17 protein-coding genes are annotated in these 17,515 nt (G+C 71.3%); 6 read left to right on the top strand and 11 right to left on the bottom strand.

Features of this window, described 5'->3' with window-relative positions; genetic code table 11:
- The first annotated feature begins 30 nt into the window (after nt 1-30).
- From ACH4S8_RS00245 to ACH4S8_RS00230, 4 genes are read left to right on the top strand one after another with little or no spacing between them, the layout of a single operon-like run.
- The gene (locus ACH4S8_RS00245) at nt 31-1,002 is read left to right on the top strand and encodes an ABC transporter substrate-binding protein (protein ID WP_398389412.1); all 972 of its coding nucleotides are present in this window, start codon (nt 31-33) and stop codon (nt 1,000-1,002) included.
- Nucleotides 999-1,808 (top strand): ABC transporter permease, encoded by an 810-nt coding sequence (locus ACH4S8_RS00240; RefSeq protein WP_398389410.1) that lies wholly within the window; start codon nt 999-1,001, stop codon nt 1,806-1,808. The genes ACH4S8_RS00245 and ACH4S8_RS00240 overlap by 4 nt, the downstream gene beginning before the upstream one ends.
- A 32-nt stretch (nt 1,809-1,840) precedes the next feature.
- On the top strand, nt 1,841-2,623 hold the full coding sequence (locus tag ACH4S8_RS00235) for an ABC transporter permease (protein ID WP_398390668.1): 783 nt from the start codon (nt 1,841-1,843) through the stop codon (nt 2,621-2,623).
- Nucleotides 2,624-2,646: 23 nt separating this feature from the next.
- Nucleotides 2,647-3,459, top strand: coding sequence for an ABC transporter ATP-binding protein (locus ACH4S8_RS00230; RefSeq protein ID WP_398389408.1), 813 nt, complete (start codon nt 2,647-2,649; stop codon nt 3,457-3,459).
- A 27-nt stretch (nt 3,460-3,486) separates the two neighbouring features.
- On the opposite strand, the gene ACH4S8_RS00225 is transcribed toward ACH4S8_RS00230, so the two are convergent.
- The 11 genes from ACH4S8_RS00225 to ACH4S8_RS00175 form a co-directional block, all read right to left on the bottom strand.
- The gene (locus ACH4S8_RS00225) at nt 3,487-5,088 is read right to left on the bottom strand and encodes a glycoside hydrolase family 13 protein (protein ID WP_398389406.1); all 1,602 of its coding nucleotides are present in this window, start codon (nt 5,086-5,088) and stop codon (nt 3,487-3,489) included.
- Between the two features lie 39 nt (nt 5,089-5,127).
- On the bottom strand, nt 5,128-6,003 hold the full coding sequence (locus tag ACH4S8_RS00220) for a carbohydrate ABC transporter permease (RefSeq protein WP_398389404.1): 876 nt from the start codon (nt 6,001-6,003) through the stop codon (nt 5,128-5,130).
- Complete coding sequence (locus tag ACH4S8_RS00215) at nt 6,000-6,971, bottom strand: carbohydrate ABC transporter permease (protein ID WP_398389402.1); 972 nt, start codon at nt 6,969-6,971, stop codon at nt 6,000-6,002. The genes ACH4S8_RS00220 and ACH4S8_RS00215 overlap by 4 nt, the downstream gene beginning before the upstream one ends.
- 8 nt (nt 6,972-6,979) lie before the next feature.
- On the bottom strand, nt 6,980-8,332 hold the full coding sequence (locus tag ACH4S8_RS00210; protein ID WP_398389401.1) for an ABC transporter substrate-binding protein: 1,353 nt from the start codon (nt 8,330-8,332) through the stop codon (nt 6,980-6,982).
- A 204-nt stretch (nt 8,333-8,536) separates the two neighbouring features.
- Entirely contained in the window at nt 8,537-9,535 is a 999-nt protein-coding gene (locus ACH4S8_RS00205) for a LacI family DNA-binding transcriptional regulator (protein ID WP_398389399.1), read from the bottom strand.
- An 84-nt stretch (nt 9,536-9,619) separates the two neighbouring features.
- A complete protein-coding gene (locus ACH4S8_RS00200) occupies nt 9,620-10,312 on the bottom strand; it encodes a GntR family transcriptional regulator (protein WP_398389397.1) in 693 nt (230 codons plus the stop codon).
- A 107-nt stretch (nt 10,313-10,419) separates the two neighbouring features.
- The gene (locus ACH4S8_RS00195) at nt 10,420-11,421 is read right to left on the bottom strand and encodes a proline racemase family protein (RefSeq protein ID WP_398389396.1); all 1,002 of its coding nucleotides are present in this window, start codon (nt 11,419-11,421) and stop codon (nt 10,420-10,422) included.
- A gap of 351 nt (nt 11,422-11,772) precedes the next feature.
- Nucleotides 11,773-12,711, bottom strand: coding sequence for a dihydrodipicolinate synthase family protein (locus tag ACH4S8_RS00190; RefSeq protein ID WP_398389394.1), 939 nt, complete (start codon nt 12,709-12,711; stop codon nt 11,773-11,775).
- A 140-nt stretch (nt 12,712-12,851) separates the two neighbouring features.
- Nucleotides 12,852-14,306 (bottom strand): FAD-dependent oxidoreductase, encoded by a 1,455-nt coding sequence (locus ACH4S8_RS00185; protein WP_398389392.1) that lies wholly within the window; start codon nt 14,304-14,306, stop codon nt 12,852-12,854.
- Nucleotides 14,299-14,598: a (2Fe-2S)-binding protein gene (locus ACH4S8_RS00180; RefSeq protein WP_398389390.1), complete on the bottom strand. Its 300-nt coding sequence runs from the start codon at nt 14,596-14,598 to the stop codon at nt 14,299-14,301. Before ACH4S8_RS00180 ends, ACH4S8_RS00185 begins: the two co-directional genes overlap by 8 nt.
- Nucleotides 14,595-15,746 carry an NAD(P)/FAD-dependent oxidoreductase gene (locus ACH4S8_RS00175; RefSeq protein WP_398389388.1) on the bottom strand — a complete coding sequence of 384 codons (1,152 nt, stop codon included), beginning with the start codon at nt 15,744-15,746 and terminating at the stop codon, nt 14,595-14,597. The genes ACH4S8_RS00180 and ACH4S8_RS00175 overlap by 4 nt, the downstream gene beginning before the upstream one ends.
- A gap of 312 nt (nt 15,747-16,058) precedes the next feature.
- Between ACH4S8_RS00175 and ACH4S8_RS00170 the strand changes: the two genes are divergently transcribed.
- Both ACH4S8_RS00170 and ACH4S8_RS00165 read left to right on the top strand, forming a co-directional pair.
- Complete coding sequence (locus ACH4S8_RS00170; RefSeq protein ID WP_398389386.1) at nt 16,059-16,577, top strand: toxin-antitoxin system HicB family antitoxin; 519 nt, start codon at nt 16,059-16,061, stop codon at nt 16,575-16,577.
- An 82-nt stretch (nt 16,578-16,659) separates the two neighbouring features.
- Nucleotides 16,660-17,502 carry a DUF4097 family beta strand repeat-containing protein gene (locus tag ACH4S8_RS00165; RefSeq protein ID WP_398389385.1) on the top strand — a complete coding sequence of 281 codons (843 nt, stop codon included), beginning with the start codon at nt 16,660-16,662 and terminating at the stop codon, nt 17,500-17,502.
- The last annotated feature ends 13 nt before the right edge of the window (nt 17,503-17,515 follow it).

The following is a 17,515-nucleotide window of genomic DNA, read 5'->3' as shown; positions in this document are numbered from 1 at the left end:
CGGAACACTCTCGTCTGCACAGGAGGAGCCATGCGTCGTCTGCTCGCCGGTATCGCGGTCGGAGCCTTGCTGGTCGCCGCGTCGGCCTGCGGTTCGTCCGGCGGCGGTGGCGCCTCGGACAAGAACTCTTCGTCCGGCGGCACCACCACCGTCAAGCTGGGGATCATCCCCATCGTCGATGTCGCCCCCGTCTATCTGGGCCAGAAGAAGGGCTTCTACAAGAAGCACGGACTGACCCTGTCGATGACGTCCGCCCAGGGCGGCGCGGCGATCGTCCCGGGTGTCGTCTCGGGCCAGTTCCAGTTCGGGTTCTCCAACATGACCTCGCTCATGATCGCCCAGTCCAACGGCGTTCCCGTGAAGGCCGTCGCGAACGGCGTCGCCTCGACGGGCGTGGCGGGCGCGGACTTCGGCGCCATCACGGTCAAGAAGGGCAGCGCGATCACGTCGGCGAAGGACCTGGAGGGCAAGAAGGTCGCCGTCAACACGCTGAAGAACATCAACGAGACGGCCGTGCGCGAGTCGGTGCGCACGGCGGGCGGCGATCCGTCCAAGGTGAAGTTCGTCGAACTCGCCTTCGACCAGATGCCCGCGGCCCTCGACAGCGGCCAGATCGACGCCGCGATGGTGGTCGAGCCGGCGCTCGCCACCGTCAAGAGCCAGGGCGCGACCGAGATCGCCTCCTCCCTGGTCGACGTGGCGAAGAACCTCACCGTCGCCATGTACTTCACCTCGGACCAGTACGCGCAGCAGCACCCCGACGTGGTCAAGAACTTCCAGGAGGCCACCGCGGAGTCCCTCGCCTACGCCGACGCGCACCCGGACGAGGTCCGGCAGATCGTCACCACGTACACGACGATCCCCGCGGCCGTGCTGGCGAAGGTGACCCTTCCGAAGTGGCCGGCCGAGCCGAACCGGGCCTCGATCGAGACGCTGGAGAAGCTGGGCGAGCAGGACGGCCTGTTCAAGAAGACCCCCGATCTGGACAAGCTGCTGCCGTGACGCCGAAGTCACCGCGCGCGGGCGGCTCTTCCGGACGGTCCGTGAACGCCGCGCTGGGCGCCGCCGGGCTCGCGGCCTTCCTCGCTCTCGGCGAGGCGGTGCCGCGGCTCGGCATCGTCAAGGAGCAGTACTTCCCGCCGACCGGCCGGATCGCGCGGGCCCTCGGCGACCAGGTCACCGACGGCACCTTCTGGACGGATCTCGGCGACACCCTCACCGGCTGGGCGCTGGGCCTGGCGATCGCCGTCGGCGCGGGCGTCGTGGTGGGGGTGGTCGTCTCGGTCGTGCCGTATCTGCGCGAGGTGACCGCCTCGACGATCGAGTTCCTGCGGCCCATCCCCTCCGTGGCCCTGATCCCGCTCGCCGTCCTCCTCTACGGCACCGAACTGCGGTCGGTGCTCCTCCTGGTCGTGTACGCGTCCTTCTGGCAGGTCCTCGTCCAGGTCATGTACGGCGTGCGGGACGTCGACCCGGTGGCGGAGGAGACGGCGCGCTCGTACGGGCTCAGCACCTGGGCCCGGGTCCGTCATGTGCTGTGGCCGACCGCGCTCCCGTACGTGATGACGGGGGTCCGGCTCGCCGCGGCGGTCGCGCTCATCCTCACGGTGACCGCCGAACTCGTCATCGGCGCGCCGGGGTTGGGCGCGCGCATCGCGGTCGCCCAGACCTCGCAGGCGGTACCCGAGATGTACGCGCTGATCGTGGTCACGGGTCTGCTCGGGCTGCTGATCAACGTGGGCGCGCGGTCGGTGGAGCGGTACGCGCTGGCCTGGCACCAGTCGGTGCGCGGGGAGGTGACGGTGTGACGGACGCCCCCGCCGGGCGGACGAGGCCGAACGTGTGGGGCGGCCTCCTGCTGCGAGCGCTGTTCGCCGTCGCGCTCCCCGCGGTGCTGTTCGCCCTCTGGTGGCTCGCCTCGGACGACAGCACCGACGTCTACTGGCCGCCGCTGCGTACGATCCTGAGGACGTTCCCCGACGTCTGGACCCGCGCGCGGCTCCGCGCCGACCTGGTGCCCAGCCTGCTGCGGCTGCTGGCCGGCTACGCGTCGGCCGCGATCGTGGGGATCGCCCTCGGGGCGCTCATCGGCTCGTACCGGAAGGTGCGGGCGGTGTGCGAACCGGTACTGGAGTTCCTGCGGGCGGTGCCGCCGCCGGTCCTCGTTCCGGTCATCATGCTGTTCGCGGGCATCGGGGACACGATGAAGATCGTCGTGATCGCGAGCGGCTGTGTGTGGCCGGTCCTGCTCAACACGATCGAGGGCGTGCGCGCGGTCGACTCCGTGATGTCCGAGACGGCACGCTCGTACGGCATCACGGGTCCGGCCCGGATCCGGTCGATCGTCCTGCCGTCGGCGAGCCCGCAGATCTTCGCGGGGCTGCGCCAGGCGCTGTCCATCGGCATCATCCTGATGGTCATCAGCGAGATGTTCGCGGCCAGCAACGGACTCGGCTTCACCGTCGTGCAGTTCCAGCGCGGCTTCGCGATCCCCGACATGTGGACCGGGATCCTCGTCCTCGGCCTGCTCGGCTTCCTCCTCTCGGTGGTCTTCCAGATGGTCGAGCGCCGGGTCCTCGGCTGGTACCACGGTCTGCGCGACTCCTCCAGGCGGTCCCCGTGACGTCGCATCCGAAAGGGCGGTCCATGCAAGCGTCTTTGGTCGTATCCGGCCTGCGGAAGGTCTACGAGGGGTCGGGGCGCCGGGTGGAGGCGGTCCGCGATCTCACCTTCACGGTGGACGCGGGTGAACTCGTCTGTCTGGTGGGCCCGTCGGGCTGCGGCAAGACCACGCTGCTGAAGTGCGTGGGCGGTCTGCTGGCACCGACGTCGGGCGAGGTGCTGCTCGGGGGCCGGCGGGTGAGCGGCCCGCCGCCGGGCATGGCGTTCGTGTTCCAGGAGTACGGGCGCAGCCTGTTCCCCTGGATGCGGGTCGGCGAGAACGTCGAACTCCCCTTGCGGCAGAAGAAGATGGGCAGGGCGCGACGCGGGGAACTGGTCGCGGACGCGCTGGAGTCCGTCGGTCTCGCCGATGCCGCCGGAGCCTATCCGTGGCAGTTGTCCGGCGGGATGCAGCAGCGGGTCGCCATCGCCCGGGCCCTGGCGTACGAGCCCGAAGTCCTGCTCATGGACGAGCCGTTCGCGGCGGTCGACGCGCAGACCCGGGCCGATCTGGAGGATCTGGTGCGCCGGCTGTGGCGGCAGCGCGGGATCACCGTCCTGTTCGTGACCCATGACATCGACGAGGCCGTCTATCTGGGGGAACGGGTGCTGGTCCTCTCCGCCTCCCCCACCGTCGTGCGGGAGCAGCTGAAGGTCGATCTTCCCTCGGAGCGGGACCAGTTGACCACCCGGGTCGCCCCGCGCTTCGCCGAGTTGCGGACCCATGTGTACGAGCAGATCCAGGCGGCGAAACGCGGGGAGCCGTTCCTGCGGACGGATGTGCCGCCGCCTCGGTGAGGCCCGCCGCCGAGGGGGGTGAGCCGGTCAGGCGCGCAGCCAGACCGCCGTGTCCGGCGGAAGGAGTCCGTCGGCGGTCAGCGGGGCGCTGTCGAGCAGGAGCCGGGAGTGCTCGGGGAGTTCGACCGGGCCGCCGGTCAGATTGACGACACAGAGCAGACCGTCCGCGCGGGCGAAGGCGAGGACGCCTTCCGGTGTGGGCAGCCAGTCGAGCGGGCCGTCGCCGAAGCCCGCCTCGGCGCGGCGGACGCGCAGCGCCGCACGGTAGAGGCTCAGCATCGAGCCGGGGTCGTCCGCCTGGCGGTCGGCGGCGTACGCGGTCCAGTCGGCGGGCTGCGGGAGCCAGGGCTCGCCGCCGAATCCGGCGTACGGATCGCCGGCCGTCCAGGGCAGCGGGACCCGGCAGCCGTCGCGGCCCGGGTCGGTGCCGCCGGAGCGCGAGTACATCGGGTCCTGGATGCTCTCGCGCGGCAACTCCACCTCGGGCAGGCCGAGTTCCTCGCCCTGGTAGAGGTACACGGCACCGGGGAGGGCGAGCGAGAGCAGGGCCGCGGCGCGCGCCCGGCGGGTGCCGAGGGCCAGGTCCGTGGGGGTGCCGAAGGCCTTGGCCGTGAAGTCGAAGCCGGTCTCGGCGCGGCCGTAGCGGGTGACCGTGCGGGTCACGTCGTGGTTGCACAGCACCCAGGTGGCGGGCGCTCCGACGGGGGCGTGTTCGGCGAGGGTCTCGTCGATGGAGGTCCGCAGCCGTCCGGCGTCCCAGGGGCAGGACAGGAAGGAGAAGTTGAAGGCGGTGTGCAGTTCGTCGGGGCGCAGATAGCGGGCGAAGCGCTCGGAGTCAGGGAGCCAGACCTCGCCGACGAAGATGCCGTCGTAGGCGTCGGCGACCGACCGCCAGGAGCGGTAGATGTCGTGGAGCTCGTCGCGGTCGACGTACGGGTTCGGGTCGCGGCCCTCGACGTAGTCGGGCAGGTCGGGGTCCTTGGCCAGCAGCGCGGCCGAGTCGATGCGCACGCCGGCCACTCCCCGCTCGAACCAGAAGCGCAGGATCTCCTCGTGCTCCCGGCGGACGGCGGGGTGGTCCCAGTTGAGGTCGGGCTGCTGGGGGGTGAAGAGGTGGAGGTACCAGTCGCCGTCGGGCAGCCGGGTCCACACCGGTTCGGTGGAGCCCGCGAACTGGGACGGCCAGTCGTTGGGCGGGAGTTCGCCGTGTTCGCCGCGGCCGGGGCGGAAGTGGAAGAGGTCGCGCTCGGGGCCGCCGGCCAGCGCCGCCCGGAACCAGGGGTGCTGGTCGGAGACGTGGTTCGGCACGATGTCGACCAGGGTGCGGATGCCCAGCTCGCGAGCCTCGGCGATGAGTTTCTCGGCCTCGGCGAGGGTTCCGAAGGCCGGGTCGATGGTGCGGTAGTCGGCGACGTCGTAGCCGCCGTCGGCCAGCGGCGAGAGGTACCAGGGGTTGAACCACAGCGCGTCCACGCCGAGTTCGGCGAGGTAGGGAAGTCTGGCGCGGACGCCCGCGAGGTCGCCGGTGCCGTCTCCGTCGCCGTCCGCGAAGCTGCGGACGTACACCTGGTAGATGACGGCGGAACGCCACCACGCGGACTGATTTCGGGCAGGGCGGGGCTGTCCCACGGTGCGTTGCCTTTCGTTCGAGGAGATCGGGTACGGGCGTCAGCCCTTGGTGCTGCCCGCGCTGATCCCGGCGATGATGTGCCGCTGGAACACCAGGAACATCACGACCATGGGGATGCTGGCGATCACCATCGCGGCGATGAGCACGGTGAGCTGGATGTTCTGCGACAGCTGGACCAGAGCCACGCTGATGGGCTGCTTGTCGGTGTCGGAGAAGACCATCAGCGGCCAGAGGAAGTCCTGCCAGACGGCGACCAGGGCGAAGATCGACACGACTCCGAGGACGGGCCGGGACATCGGCAGCACGATCGACCACAGGGTGCGCAGTTTCCCGGCGCCGTCGATCTCGGCGGCCTCCAGGACGTCGCGCGGGATCTGGTCGAAGAAGCGCTTGAGGAGATAGAGGTTGAAGGCGTTGGCGACGGCGGGCAGCCAGATGCCGAGCGGGGAGTTGAGCAGACTGGTGTGCAGGACGGGCAGGTCGGCGACGGTCAGGTACTTGGGGACCACCAGGGCCTGCGCGGGGACCATGAGGGTGGCGAGGATGCCGCCGAGGATCACCTTGCCGAAGGCCGGCTTCAGCTTGGACAGGGCGTAGGCGGCGGCCGTGCAGAACACCAGCTGGAGCAGCCAGGCGCCGGTCGCCTGGACGACGGTGTTCCACAGGTGGGTGGGCAGGTCCATCAGGTCCCAGGCGTCGGTGTAGCCGCCGAGGTGCCAGTGGTCGGGCAGGAGGGTGGGCGGTGTGCGCGTGACCTCGTCCGGCGACTTCATGGCGCCGGTGACCATCCAGTAGACGGGGAAGAGGAAGGCCAGCGCGAAGAGCAGGACGACACCGCCGAAGACGGTCCAGTAGACGGCCCGGCCGCGCGGGCGGCCCAGGGTGAGCGGAGAGATCAGGGTGCGGGTGCTCACGCGTCCTCCTCTTCGGAGCGGGTCAGCCGCAGGTAGAGGGCGGAGAAGGCGCTGAGCAGGACGAGCAGCATGACGCTCAGCGCGCAGGCTCCACCGAAGTCGTTGTAGAGGAAGGCGTACTTGTAGATCAGGTAGAGCACGGTGACGGTCTTGTCCTCGGGGCCGCCGCCGGTGATCACGAACGGTTCGGTGAACACCTGCATGGTGGCGATGATCTGAAGCAGCATCAGCATGAGGATGATGAAGCGCGTCTGAGGGATCGTCACGTGCCGGATGCGCTGGAACAGGTTCGCGCCGTCCAGCTCGGCCGCCTCGTACAGCTCGCCGGGGATGCTCTGGAGGGCGGCGAGGTAGATGAGGACGGTGCCTCCGAGGTTGGCCCAGGTGGCGACGATGACCAGCGAGACGAGGGCGGTGTCGGCGCCGTTGGACCAGTTCGAGGTCGGCAGGTGCAGTGCGCGCAGCGTCTCGTTGGCGAGGCCGGCTCCGGGATCGTAGAACCACTTCCACAGCAGGGCGCTGACCACCGGCGGGATCATCACCGGCAGGTAGACGACGACCCTGAAGAACGCCTTCGCGTGCCGCAGTTCGTTGAGGACCAGCGCCATCACGAACGGGACGGCGAAGCCGATGAGCAGGGCGAGAAGGGTGAAGGTCAGGGTGTTGCGCCAGGCGGCGGTGAACTCCGGGTCGTGGAAGACCCGGGTGAAGTTGGCGGTGCCGACCCACTCGCCGCCGCTGCCCGGCGTGTACTTCTGGAAGGCGATCTCGACGGCGCGGATCGCCGGGTACCAGGAGAACAGGGCGAAGCAGATCAGGCCGCCGGCCAGGAAGGCGTAGGCGCGGAACTGGTCGGCCAGGCGCCGGCGCGATGGTCCCCCGGTCCGGCGCCCGGCCGACCGCGGCGCCTCCGGCGCGCCGGGGGCGGCCGGAGGGAGCACTGCGGGGGGCTTCGATGCGGTCTTCATGAACGGGGTCAGCCTCGGGCCAGGATGGCGTCGATCTTGCCGGAGGCGTCCTTGAGGAGCTGGTCGACGTCGGCGTCCTTCTTGGTGAGGACGGCGGACACGGCGGCGTCGAGGACGGAGTAGATCTGCTGGGCCTGCGGCGGCTCGATCTTCATCTGCAGGCTCTGGTTGCCGTCGAGGAAGGCCTGGTAGTTCTCCACGGGCACGTTGGCGTTGGCCTTCTTGACCTGCTGGTCCTTGGCGTCGGCGGCTCCGGTGAACAGGCGCGGCTCGGGCAGGCCCACGGGCGCGTTGTTCTGCTTGGCGCGGGCGTAGTCGCCGAGGAAGCCCTTGCCGGGCGTCAGGAACATGTGGTCGAGCCACTTGAGGCCGGCCTTGATCTGGGCCGGGGTGTCCTTCTTGTTGAACATGTAGCCGTCGCCGCCGATGAGCGTGCCCTTGCCGCCGGGCATCGGAGCCAGGGCGAGGTCGTTGTAGTTGCCGCCCTTCTCCTTGACGAGGATCGGAATGTTGTCGGGCGCGGAGAGGTACATGCCGAGCTTGCCGGAGCCCATCATCTGCTGGACGTCGTTGATGACCAGGAGCTGCTTGCTGCCCATGGAGTTGTCGGTCCAGCGCATGTCCTTCAGGTTCTGCAGGACCGCCTTGCCCTCGGGGGTGTCGACGGTCGCCTTCTTGCCGTCCTCGGAGACGACGTTCCCGCCCTGCGAGTAGACCTCGGCGGTGAAGTGCCAGCCGCCCTGGTTCTGGGCGCTGTAGTCGGCGTAACCGACGGTGCCGTTGCCGAGCGCGGCAATCTTCTTGGCGTCGGCGCGCACTTCCTCCCAGGTGGCCGGCGGCTTGTCGGGGTCGAGGCCGGCCTTCTTGAAGAGCGCCTTGTTGTAGATGAGGCCCATCGAGTAGCCGGTGCGCGGGACGCCGTAGATCTTGCCGTCCACGGTGTAGATGTCGCGCAGTTGCTGCTGGATGGTGCTGTAGCTCTTGAGGTCCTTGACGTAACTCGTGATGTCGGCGGCCTGGTTGACGTCGACGACGTGCTTGGCGTCGGTGAAGTACGTGTAGAACACGTCCTCCATCTGGCCGCCGGCCAGTTTGGCGTCGAAGGTCTTGGGGTCCTGGCACGGGAACGCGTCGTGCATGACGACGTCGACGTCCGGGTCCGCCTTCTCGAACGCCTTGGTGTCGGCGTCGAAGAACGAGCGGTCGGTCTTGGCGCTCTTCGGCGGCTCGCAGTTGACGGTGATGCGGGTCTTTCCGCCCGCCGCATCGTCGCCGCCGCTCGAACCGCACGCGGTGGCGGTGAGCGCGACGGAGGACGCCATGAGCATGACGAAGCTGCGGCGGAACCCGGTACTTCTCATTGGTGGACCCCTTCGGGCTGGAGCGAGGAAGGCCCACGGCGGGCTTGCCGCCGTGTTCTGGCGCCGCACACTCAAGCACCGTCGACATCGGTCCGCAAGATGTCGCGCAGAATCTGTAATTATTTGACAGCGATGAGGGGTCTCCGTGGCAGGTGGTTGCGTACCGGAGTCACCGACCCCGTTACGGCACCTCGCCCCCGCGGCTCAGCCGCGGGGGGCCTGCCCGGTGGACCCGCGCACCACCAGTTCCGGCTCGAACAAGAGCTCCTCGGGGGTCACGCTGCTGCCGCCGATCTGCGCGTTCAGCAGTTCCACCGCCGCGCGCCCCATGGCCTCGATGGGCTGACGGACGGTGGTCAGCGGGGGTTCGGTGCAGTTCATGAACGCGGAGTCGTCGTACCCGACGACGGAGATCTCACCGGGGACGCTGAGCCCCTTGCGGCGCGCGGCCCGTACGGCGCCGAGCGCGAGCGGGTCGCTGGCGCAGATGATGCCGGTGACCCCCTGGTCCAGCAGCCTGGTGGCCGCGGCCTGGCCGCCCTCCAGCGAGAACATCGCCCGCGCCACGTGCTCGTCGGGGAGCTGGGGCGCGAGGGCGCGGGCCGCCGCGAGCTTTCGGCCCGAGGGCATGTGGTCGCCGGGGCCGAGGACGAGCCCGATCCGCTCGTGGCCGAGCGAGGCGAGATGACGCCAGGCCTGCTCGACGGCGACGGCGTCGTCGCAGGAGACGCAGGGGAAGCCGAGGTGCTCGATGGCCGCGTTGACCAGCACCACCGGGATGTTGCGGTCCGCGAGTTCGCGGTAGTGGTCGTGCGGCGCGTCGGCCTGCGCGTACAGACCGCCGGCGAACACCACGCCGGAAACCTGCTGCTGGAGCAGGAGATCCACGTAGTCGGCCTCGGAGACCCCGCCCTTGGTCTGGGTGCACAGCACCGGGGTGAGGCCGAGCTGGGCGAGCGCCCCGCCGATCACCTCGGCGAAGGCGGGGAAGATCGGGTTCTGCAGCTCGGGCAGGACGAGACCGACGAGCCGCGCGCGTTCACCGCGCAGCTGGGTCGGCCGCTCGTAACCGAGGACGTCCAGGGCGGACAGGACCGCCTGCCGAGTGGAGTCGGAGACACCCGGCTTGCCGTTGAGCACCCGGCTGACCGTGGCCTCGCTGACCCCGACCTTCTTCGCCACCTGAGCAAGTCGTCGCGTCATAAGCGCAAGAATAGCGCAAGAAATGCAAGTTGCTTGCGTAACGCTTCGGCGGATTCCTGTTCACAGGAACGGGGTCCGGAGGTCTCAGGGCGCCGCCCACAGTCCCCGGACGTGGCCCAGGTGGCGTGTCATCACCGCGTGCACGGCGTGCTCGTCGCGCCGCACGAGCGCGTCGAGGAGTTCCAGGTGCTCCCTCGCCGAGGCCTCCAGGCGGCCCGCCCGGACCAGGGCGTCGAGCCCGTACAGGCGCGAGCGCTTGCGCAGGTCGCCGACGACCTCGACCAGATGGGAGTTGCCGGCGAGGGCGAGCAGACCGAGGTGGAAGCGGATGTCCGCCTCCACGTAGGCGATGAGGTCACCGGCCGCCGCCGCGGTCACGATCTCCCGGGCGGCCGGGCGCAGCGCCTCCAGCGAGGCGGGGTCCGCCGTGGCGGCCAGCCCCACGACGGTGGGGATCTCGATGAGCGAGCGGATGTGGGTGTACTCGTCGAGCTGCTTCTCGGAGACCTCCGTGACCCGGAACCCCTTGTTCGGCACCGTGTCGACCAGACCCTCCTTCGCCAGGTCGAGCATGGCCTCGCGGACCGGTGTCGCCGAGACGCCGAACCGGGCCGCCAGCGTCGGCGCCGAGTAGACCTCTCCGGGCCGCAGCTCGCCCGCGATCAGCGCGGCGCGCAGCGCGTCGGCCACGCGCTCGCGGTAGCTGCTCCGCCTGCCGCCCAGCGCGGGCAGGTCGGGAGCGGCTGAGGGTGCGCTGCTGCTGCGCTGGGCGGCCATCGAGGTCTCCTCGTACGGGCCGGTGCGCGGTCGTCCTGCCGCACCGGGGCAGGTGCCATGTCACGTGTTACTCGAAGTCCAGTATCCACGGCCCGGCGCGGGGCCGCTCACAGGACGAACCCGGCCGGGAACGGGTCCGAGGGGTCGAGCAGGTACTGGGCGGTTCCCGTGATCCAGGCGCGTCCCGTGAAGCTGGGCAGCACGGCGGGGATCCCGGCGACCTCGGTGGTGCCGAGCAGCCGTCCGGTGAACCGCGTGCCGATGAATGACTCGTTCACGAACTCGGTGTCCAGCGGGAGTTCACCGCGGGCGTGCAGCTGGGCCATGCGTGCGCTGGTGCCCGTACCGCAGGGCGAACGGTCGAACCAGCCGGGGTGGATCGCCATCGCGTGCCGCGAGAAGCGGGCGCTCGCCCCGGGCGCGTACAGGTGGACGTGGTGGCAGCCGCGGATGGACGGGTCCTCGGGATGTACGGGCCCGCCCTCGGCGTTGACCGCGTCCATGAGCGCGAGTCCCGCCGCGAGGATCTCGTCCTTGCGGGAGCGGTCGAAGGGCAGGCCGAACTCCTCCAGCGGCAGGATCGCGTAGAAGTTCCCGCCGTAGGCCAGGTCGTACGTCACGGTGCGCCCGTCGGCGAGTACGGCCTTGCGGTCGAGGCCGACGGCGAAGGAGGGCACGTTCCTGAGCGTGACCTCCTTGGCCGCGCCGTCCTCCACGGCGACCTCGGCGACGACGAGGCCTGCCGGGGTGTCGAGCCGGATCGTGGTGACGGGCTCGACGACCTCGACCATGCCGGTCTCCACCAGCACGGTCGCCACCCCGATCGTGCCGTGCCCGCACATCGGCAGATAGCCCGACACCTCGATGTAGATCACGCCGTAGTCGCAGTCGGGACGGGTGGGCGGCTGGAGGACGGCACCGCTCATCGCCGCGTGGCCGCGCGGTTCGTTCATCAGGAGCTGCTTGATGTCGTCGCGGTGCTCACGGAAGTACAGCCGCCGCTCGTTCATGGTCGCGCCCGGGACCGTACCGATCCCTCCGGTGATCACCCGGGTGGGCATCCCCTCGGTGTGCGAGTCGACGGCGTGCAGGACGAGTTTGCTGCGCATGGGACTCCTCGGCGGGGTCGGGGTTCGCTCCGGTGAACTGCGGTTCGGGTCCGGTGGGCGGGTCGGGGCCGTGCCGGTGCATCAGCCCGTCGCTGTCGGACGAGTGGTGGACGTCGGTGGCGACGGGCATCGATGTACCGGCACGGCCCCTCACGCCGGATCCCGACTGGCGGGTGCATGGTGGCTTGTGTGAGATCCCCGGGGACGGCCTGCTTTTCGGGTGCGGGGCAGGTTTCAGCCCCTCCGGCGTTTGAGGAGCGGGGGTCCGGGGGCGGAGCCCCTGGGTACGGGTCGGGTAGGGGCGGAGGGGGCGAAAGGAAGGTTGTGGGCTGCGGGAGGGCCGGTGGTGGATCAGGCGAGACCGGCGGCGACGGCCCGTTCCGTGGCCAGGCGTACGGCGGCCTCCTGCTCGGGCAGCAGCGGGACGCGCGGCGGTCGGACCGGACCGCCGTGGCGGCCGACGATGTCCATGGACAGCTTGATGGCCTGGACGAACTCGACCCGGGAGTCCCAGCGCAGCAGCGGGTGCAGCTGCCGGTAGAGCTTGCCCGCCGTGTCGAGGTCGCCGGCGACCGCGGCGCGGTAGAGCTCGACGCCCGCCCGGGGCAGCGCGTTCGGGTAGCCGGCCACCCAGCCCTTGGCGCCCGCGACGGCGAGTTCGAGCAGGACGTCGTCGGCGCCGATCAACAGGTCGAGTTCCGGGGCGAGTTCGGCGATGCGGTAGGCGCGGCGCACATCGCCGGAGAACTCCTTGACGCCCTGGACGAAACCGGCGGAGTGCAGCTTCGCGAGGAGTTCGGGCACCAGGTCGACCTTGGTGTCGATGGGGTTGTTGTACGCGACGACCGGGACGCCCGCCCGCGCGACCTCCTTGTAGTGCGCGAGGACGGAACGCTCGTCCGCGCGGTAGGCGTTGGGCGGCAGCAGCATCACGGCGCCGCAGCCTGCGTCCCTGGCCTGCTCGGCCCAGCGGCGGGCCTCGGCGGAGCCGTACGCGGCGACGCCGGGCATCACCCGGGACCCGCCGATCGCGGCGACGGCGGTCTCGACGACCTCGGCCCGCTCCTCGGGGGTGAGCACCTGGTACTCGCCGAGCGAACCGTTCGGCACGACGCCGTCGCAGCCGTTCTCGACGAGCCAGGAGCAGTGTTCGGCGTAGCGGCCGTGGTCGACGGAGAGGTCGTCGTTCAGCGGGAGCGCGGTGGCGACGAGGACTCCGCGCCAGGGGCGGAGGCTGTCGGAGGTGTCAGAGGTGCCGGGGGTGTCAGAGGTGCCAGGGGTGCCGGTCATGCGGTACTCATCCCTCTCGATGCGGTGTGACATATCACTGTCGGACGGATCGGGGCAGGACTCGGACGAATCGGGGCGGGGCGGGGCGGGGAAGACCATGCCGGCGCCGGGGGGCGTCGGCACGTGCGCGTCGGGGCAGGTCACCGGTCGGCCGGGGGCGAGCCCGCGCCGGATGGGGGGCCGTCGTCCTCCGAGCCCGCGCGGGCCAGTTCGCCGAGCGGTACGGGACGGGCCAACATCCTTCGTGCGGGCGGCAGTTCGCAGCCGGCGAGTCCGGCGACGGCTGGTTCGCAGATCCGGCCCTGGCACCATCCCATTCCGGCCCGGGTGAGCAGTTTGACCGTCCGCACGTCTCCCGCGCCGAGGCCGGTGACGGCCTCGCGGACGCGGCCCGCCGTGACCTCCTCGCAGCGGCACACGACGGTGTCGTCGGTGACCCGGTCGGTCCAGTGGGCGGGCGGCCGGTACACCGCGTCGAGCGCGGCGGCGAACGAGCGCGCTCTCGTCCGGACCCTCGTGGCCCGGGCGGCCGAGCGCGGGTCGGGCCCGGTGCCGCGCAGCCGGGCGGCCACCGACCGGCCCGCGAGATGCCCCTCGGCCAGGGCGAGTACGGCGCCGCCGACGCCCGTGGTCTCCCCGGCGGCCCAGACGCCGGGCACGTCGGTGCGCTGCTCGTCGTCCACGTCGACGTTCGCCCCGTCGATGCGGCAGCCGAGCGCTTCGGCGAGATCGGTGTGCGGGATCATCCCGTGCCCGACGGCGAGCGTGTCGCACGGGATGCGGCGCGCGGTGCCGGGCCGTACCCGCCCGTCGGGGCCGAGCGCGGCGACGGTGACGGCTTCGAGGCGCCGTTCGCCCTGCGCTTCGACGACGGTGTGGCGCGGGACGAACGGGACGCGGTGGCGCAGGAGCCGGGCCGCGTACCGGGCGCCCTCGGCGACCTTGTCCGGGTCGGCCGCCAGCGCCCCGGCCGCGCGCACCAGCCTTCTCGGGTCGAGGGACTCCACGAGGGCGGCGACCTCGACCCCGGCGGCGGCGAGGGAGGTCGCGACGGGCAGCAGCAGCGGCCCGCTCCCCGCGACGACGGCTCTGCGGCCGGGGACGACGAGACCTCCCTTGAGCATGGCCTGGGCCCCGCCCGCGGTCACGACTCCGGGCAGGGTCCAGCCGGGGAACGGCAGCACCTTCTCGTATCCCCCGGTGGCGATGAGCACGGCGTCGGCGCGCACGGCGACGGAGCGCTCCTGGAGCGGGCCGAGGAGGGCGTGGACGGTGAATCCCGTCCGCGTGCCGGGCGTTGCCGCGGTCCGTTCGACCGTCCAGACATGATGGTCCGTCAAGTGTTTGACCGTACCCGCCTCCAGGTGCGCGGCGAGCCCCTGTTCCAGCCGCTGCCAGGTACGCCACTGGTGGTGCAGCGCGCGGGGCCGCCGGGCGCCCAGGCCGCTCGCGGGCCGGCGGTAGAACTGTCCGCCCGCCGCCGCGGCCGCGTCGATCAGCGTCACGTGGACACCGCGCGCCGCCGCGGCCAGGGAAGCGGCGAGACCGGCCGGCCCCGCGCCGATCACCGCGAGGCGGTGGGGTACGTCAGTCATCGTGGCCGGTTCCTTCCTGCGTGCGGATCGCGTCGCCGGGAGCCAGCGGGACCAGACAAGCCCGTTGATTGGGGCGGTCGTTGACGGTGACGAGACAGTCGAAGCAGACGCCGATGCCACAGAAGACCCCACGGGGCCGGCCCCCGCCACGGGTGCCGCGCCAGGACGTGACGCCCTCGGCCCACAGCGCGGCGGCGACGGTCCGGCCGGGCAGTACGTCGATCGCCCGGCCGTCGAGGGTGACGGTGAAGGCGGGGCCGGGTTCGGCCCGTACGAGATCCAGGGGGTTCACGCGGCCTCCTCGGGGAAGCGGTCGGGCCGGAACGGCGTGAGGTCGAGGCCGGGTTCCCCGCCCGCCAGAACCTGTGCGATCAGCCGGCCGGTCCCGGTGGACAGTCCGATGCCGGCCCCCTCGTGCCCGCAGGCGTGGAAGAGGCCGGGCGCCCGGGGGTCGGGGCCGATGGCGGGCAGATGGTCGGGCAGGTAGGGCCGGAAGCCGAGATAGGTCCGCAGGGCTCGCACCTGCGACAGGAACGGGAAGAGCCGGGTGGCGCCGGCGGCCAGGTCCCGGACGACGGGCAGCGAGAACGACCGGTCGAAGCCGACCCGTTCCCGGCTCGCGCCGATCAGGATCGGACCGGCCGCGGTCCCCTCCACCACCGGCGACGTCCGGAGCACGGCCGAGTCGCTGGCGACGTCGGCGACGTAGTCCGCCGCGTACACCTTGTGCCGCACCCGGCGCGGCAGGGGCTCGGTGACCAGGACGAATCCCCTGCGGGGCAGGACGGGAAGCGTGACGCCCGCGAGCGAGGCCACTTCGGCGCCCCAGGTGCCGGCCGCGTTGACGACGGCGGGTGCGTACAGCTCGCCCCGGTCGGTGCGCACCCCGCGGACCGAGCCGTCCTTCCCGCGCAGCACCTCGGTCACGGTGCGCCCGGTCAGCAGCAGCGCGCCCGATGCGCGCAGGAGATGCGCGGCGGCGAGGGCGGGCATCACCTGGGTGTCCTGCGGATAGCGGACGGCGCCCGCGAGCCCCGGCGCCAAGTACGGCTCCAGATCGTGCAGTCGACCGGCAGAGACCGGTTCGGCCAGTACACCGGCCGCCCGCTGGCGCGCCGCGAACGTCTCCAGCGCGGCCAGGCCCTCGGGGGTGGAGGCCACGACGACACCGCCCTTGGCCTCGTACTCGATCGCCTTCGCGTGCTCCTCGGCGAGGTCGGCCCACAGGCGCCCGGAGAGCAGGGCGAGGTCGAGTTCGGGTCCGGGTTCCTTGTCGGAGACGAGCAGATTTCCCTCACCCGCGCCGGTCGTGCCGCCGGCCACCGGGCCTCGGTCCACCACGGCGACATCGAGGCCCTCGCGAGCCGCGTACAGGGCGCAGGCGGCGCCCACCATCCCGGCTCCGACGACCACGACATCGCAGGCAACAGGCTGACTCACATCAGTACTATGTCACATACCTCTGTATCCGTCCTGGAGTCCGGCAGAAGTGGCGGGCCCTTCCCTCGTCGGCGCGACACCGCATGGCGCCACCTGGCGCCACCCGGCGCCATTCAGCGCCATCCGGCACCATCCGGCGCCACTCGATGCCACCAGACACCCCCGGATGACACACGGGCACGCATGGCACCACCGCCGCCCAGGCGATCCATTCCACATTTCCGCAGTTCAGAGGCATATCGCGCCAGATCGCACAACAGGGGGCGCCATTCAGGCTTGCGCATGGCACCACAATGGTGCCACGATGTCGTCATGGACCTCACTCCGTATGTCGACACCCTGCGCCACGAACTCGCGGTGGCCGCCGAAGCCGGCGGGGAAGAAGCCCGCCAGCTGGCCGAGCGGCTCACCGCTCCGCTGGAGTCGGCGACGCGTCTGACCATGCTCAACGTGCTCTCGGCCGCGATGGACGAGATCACCCGCGAGCTCGCCCCCGGCTCGGTCGACGTACGGCTGCGGGGACTGGACCCCGATTTCGTCGTGACACCACCCCCCTCCTACGCCGGCACCACGGAAGCGGCGGAGGGCCCCGTCGAAACGTTCAGGACGCAGCCGCCCGCCGACGAGGGCGAGGGCGGCACCGCCCGCGTCAACCTGCGTCTGCCGGCTCACCTCAAGGCGCGCGCCGAGGAGGCCGCGAGCCTCGAGGGCCTGTCCGTCAACGCGTGGCTGGTGCGGGCCGTGTCGGCCGCGGTCGACGGCGGAACGCGGCCCCGCGCGACGGGCAGGACCCGCACGGTCGGACAGAGCTTCACGGGCTGGGTGCGCTAGCCGCACCCGCACCCGCACCACTCAACCCACACCGCCCCTCACCTGCGGGGACGGCCCAGAGACCCAAGAGGACGGGACAGCCATGCCTTCTTTCGACACCCCCCAGCCGATCTCGGTCACGGCCGAGGTGGCCGCCGGTTCCATCCGCCTCACCGCGGGCGACCGCCCCGACACGGTCGTCGAGGTGCTGCCGCGCGACCCCAAGCGGGACAAGGACGTGCGCGCCGCCGAGCAGACCGAGGTCGTGTACGCGAACGGCGTCCTGACGATCAGGAGCAAGTACCGGCCCCTGGTCGGCCCCAGCGGCCTCGTCGATGTGACGGTCGGCCTGCCCACGGACTCCCGGGTCGACATGTCCGGCTCCTGGGCCCAGATGTTCGGCGAGGGCCGGCTCGGCGATGTCCGGGTGAAGACCTCGGCAGGCGATGTCCGCCTCGACAGCACCGGCCCGCTGACGCTGACCGTGTCGCACGGCCTGGTCACCGTGGACCGGGTCGAGGGCCCGGCCGAGATCACCAGCAGCACCGGCAACGTGCGCGTCGGCACGATCGACGGCCCCGCCGTCCTGAAGAACGCGCACGGCACCACGACCGTCGGCACGGTCACCGGAGAGACGCGGACGAGCAGCACGAACGGCGGCATCGACATCACGCGCGCCGGGGCGTCGGTCACCGGCACCACGACCAACGGGCACGTCCGCGTCGCCGAGGTCGTCGGCGGGGAGATCCGGCTGGAGACGTCCAACGGCTCCATCGAGGTCGGCGTCCGCGCGGGCGTCGCCGCCTGGCTCGACATCAGCTCCAACCGCGGACAGGTACGCAACCTGCTCACCGAGTCCGAGGCCCCCGAGCAGACCGAGGGCACCGTCACGGTCCGCGCGCGGAGCAACTGGGGCAACATCGACATCGTGCGCGCCAAGTCCTGAGCTCCCACGGCGT

This window comes from Streptomyces sp. NPDC021080 (assembly GCF_044333225.1).
Taxonomy (GTDB): domain Bacteria; phylum Actinomycetota; class Actinomycetes; order Streptomycetales; family Streptomycetaceae; genus Streptomyces.
The sequence above is the reverse complement of the archived record's forward strand: the minus strand, read 5'-3'. Positions and strand labels throughout refer to the sequence as shown.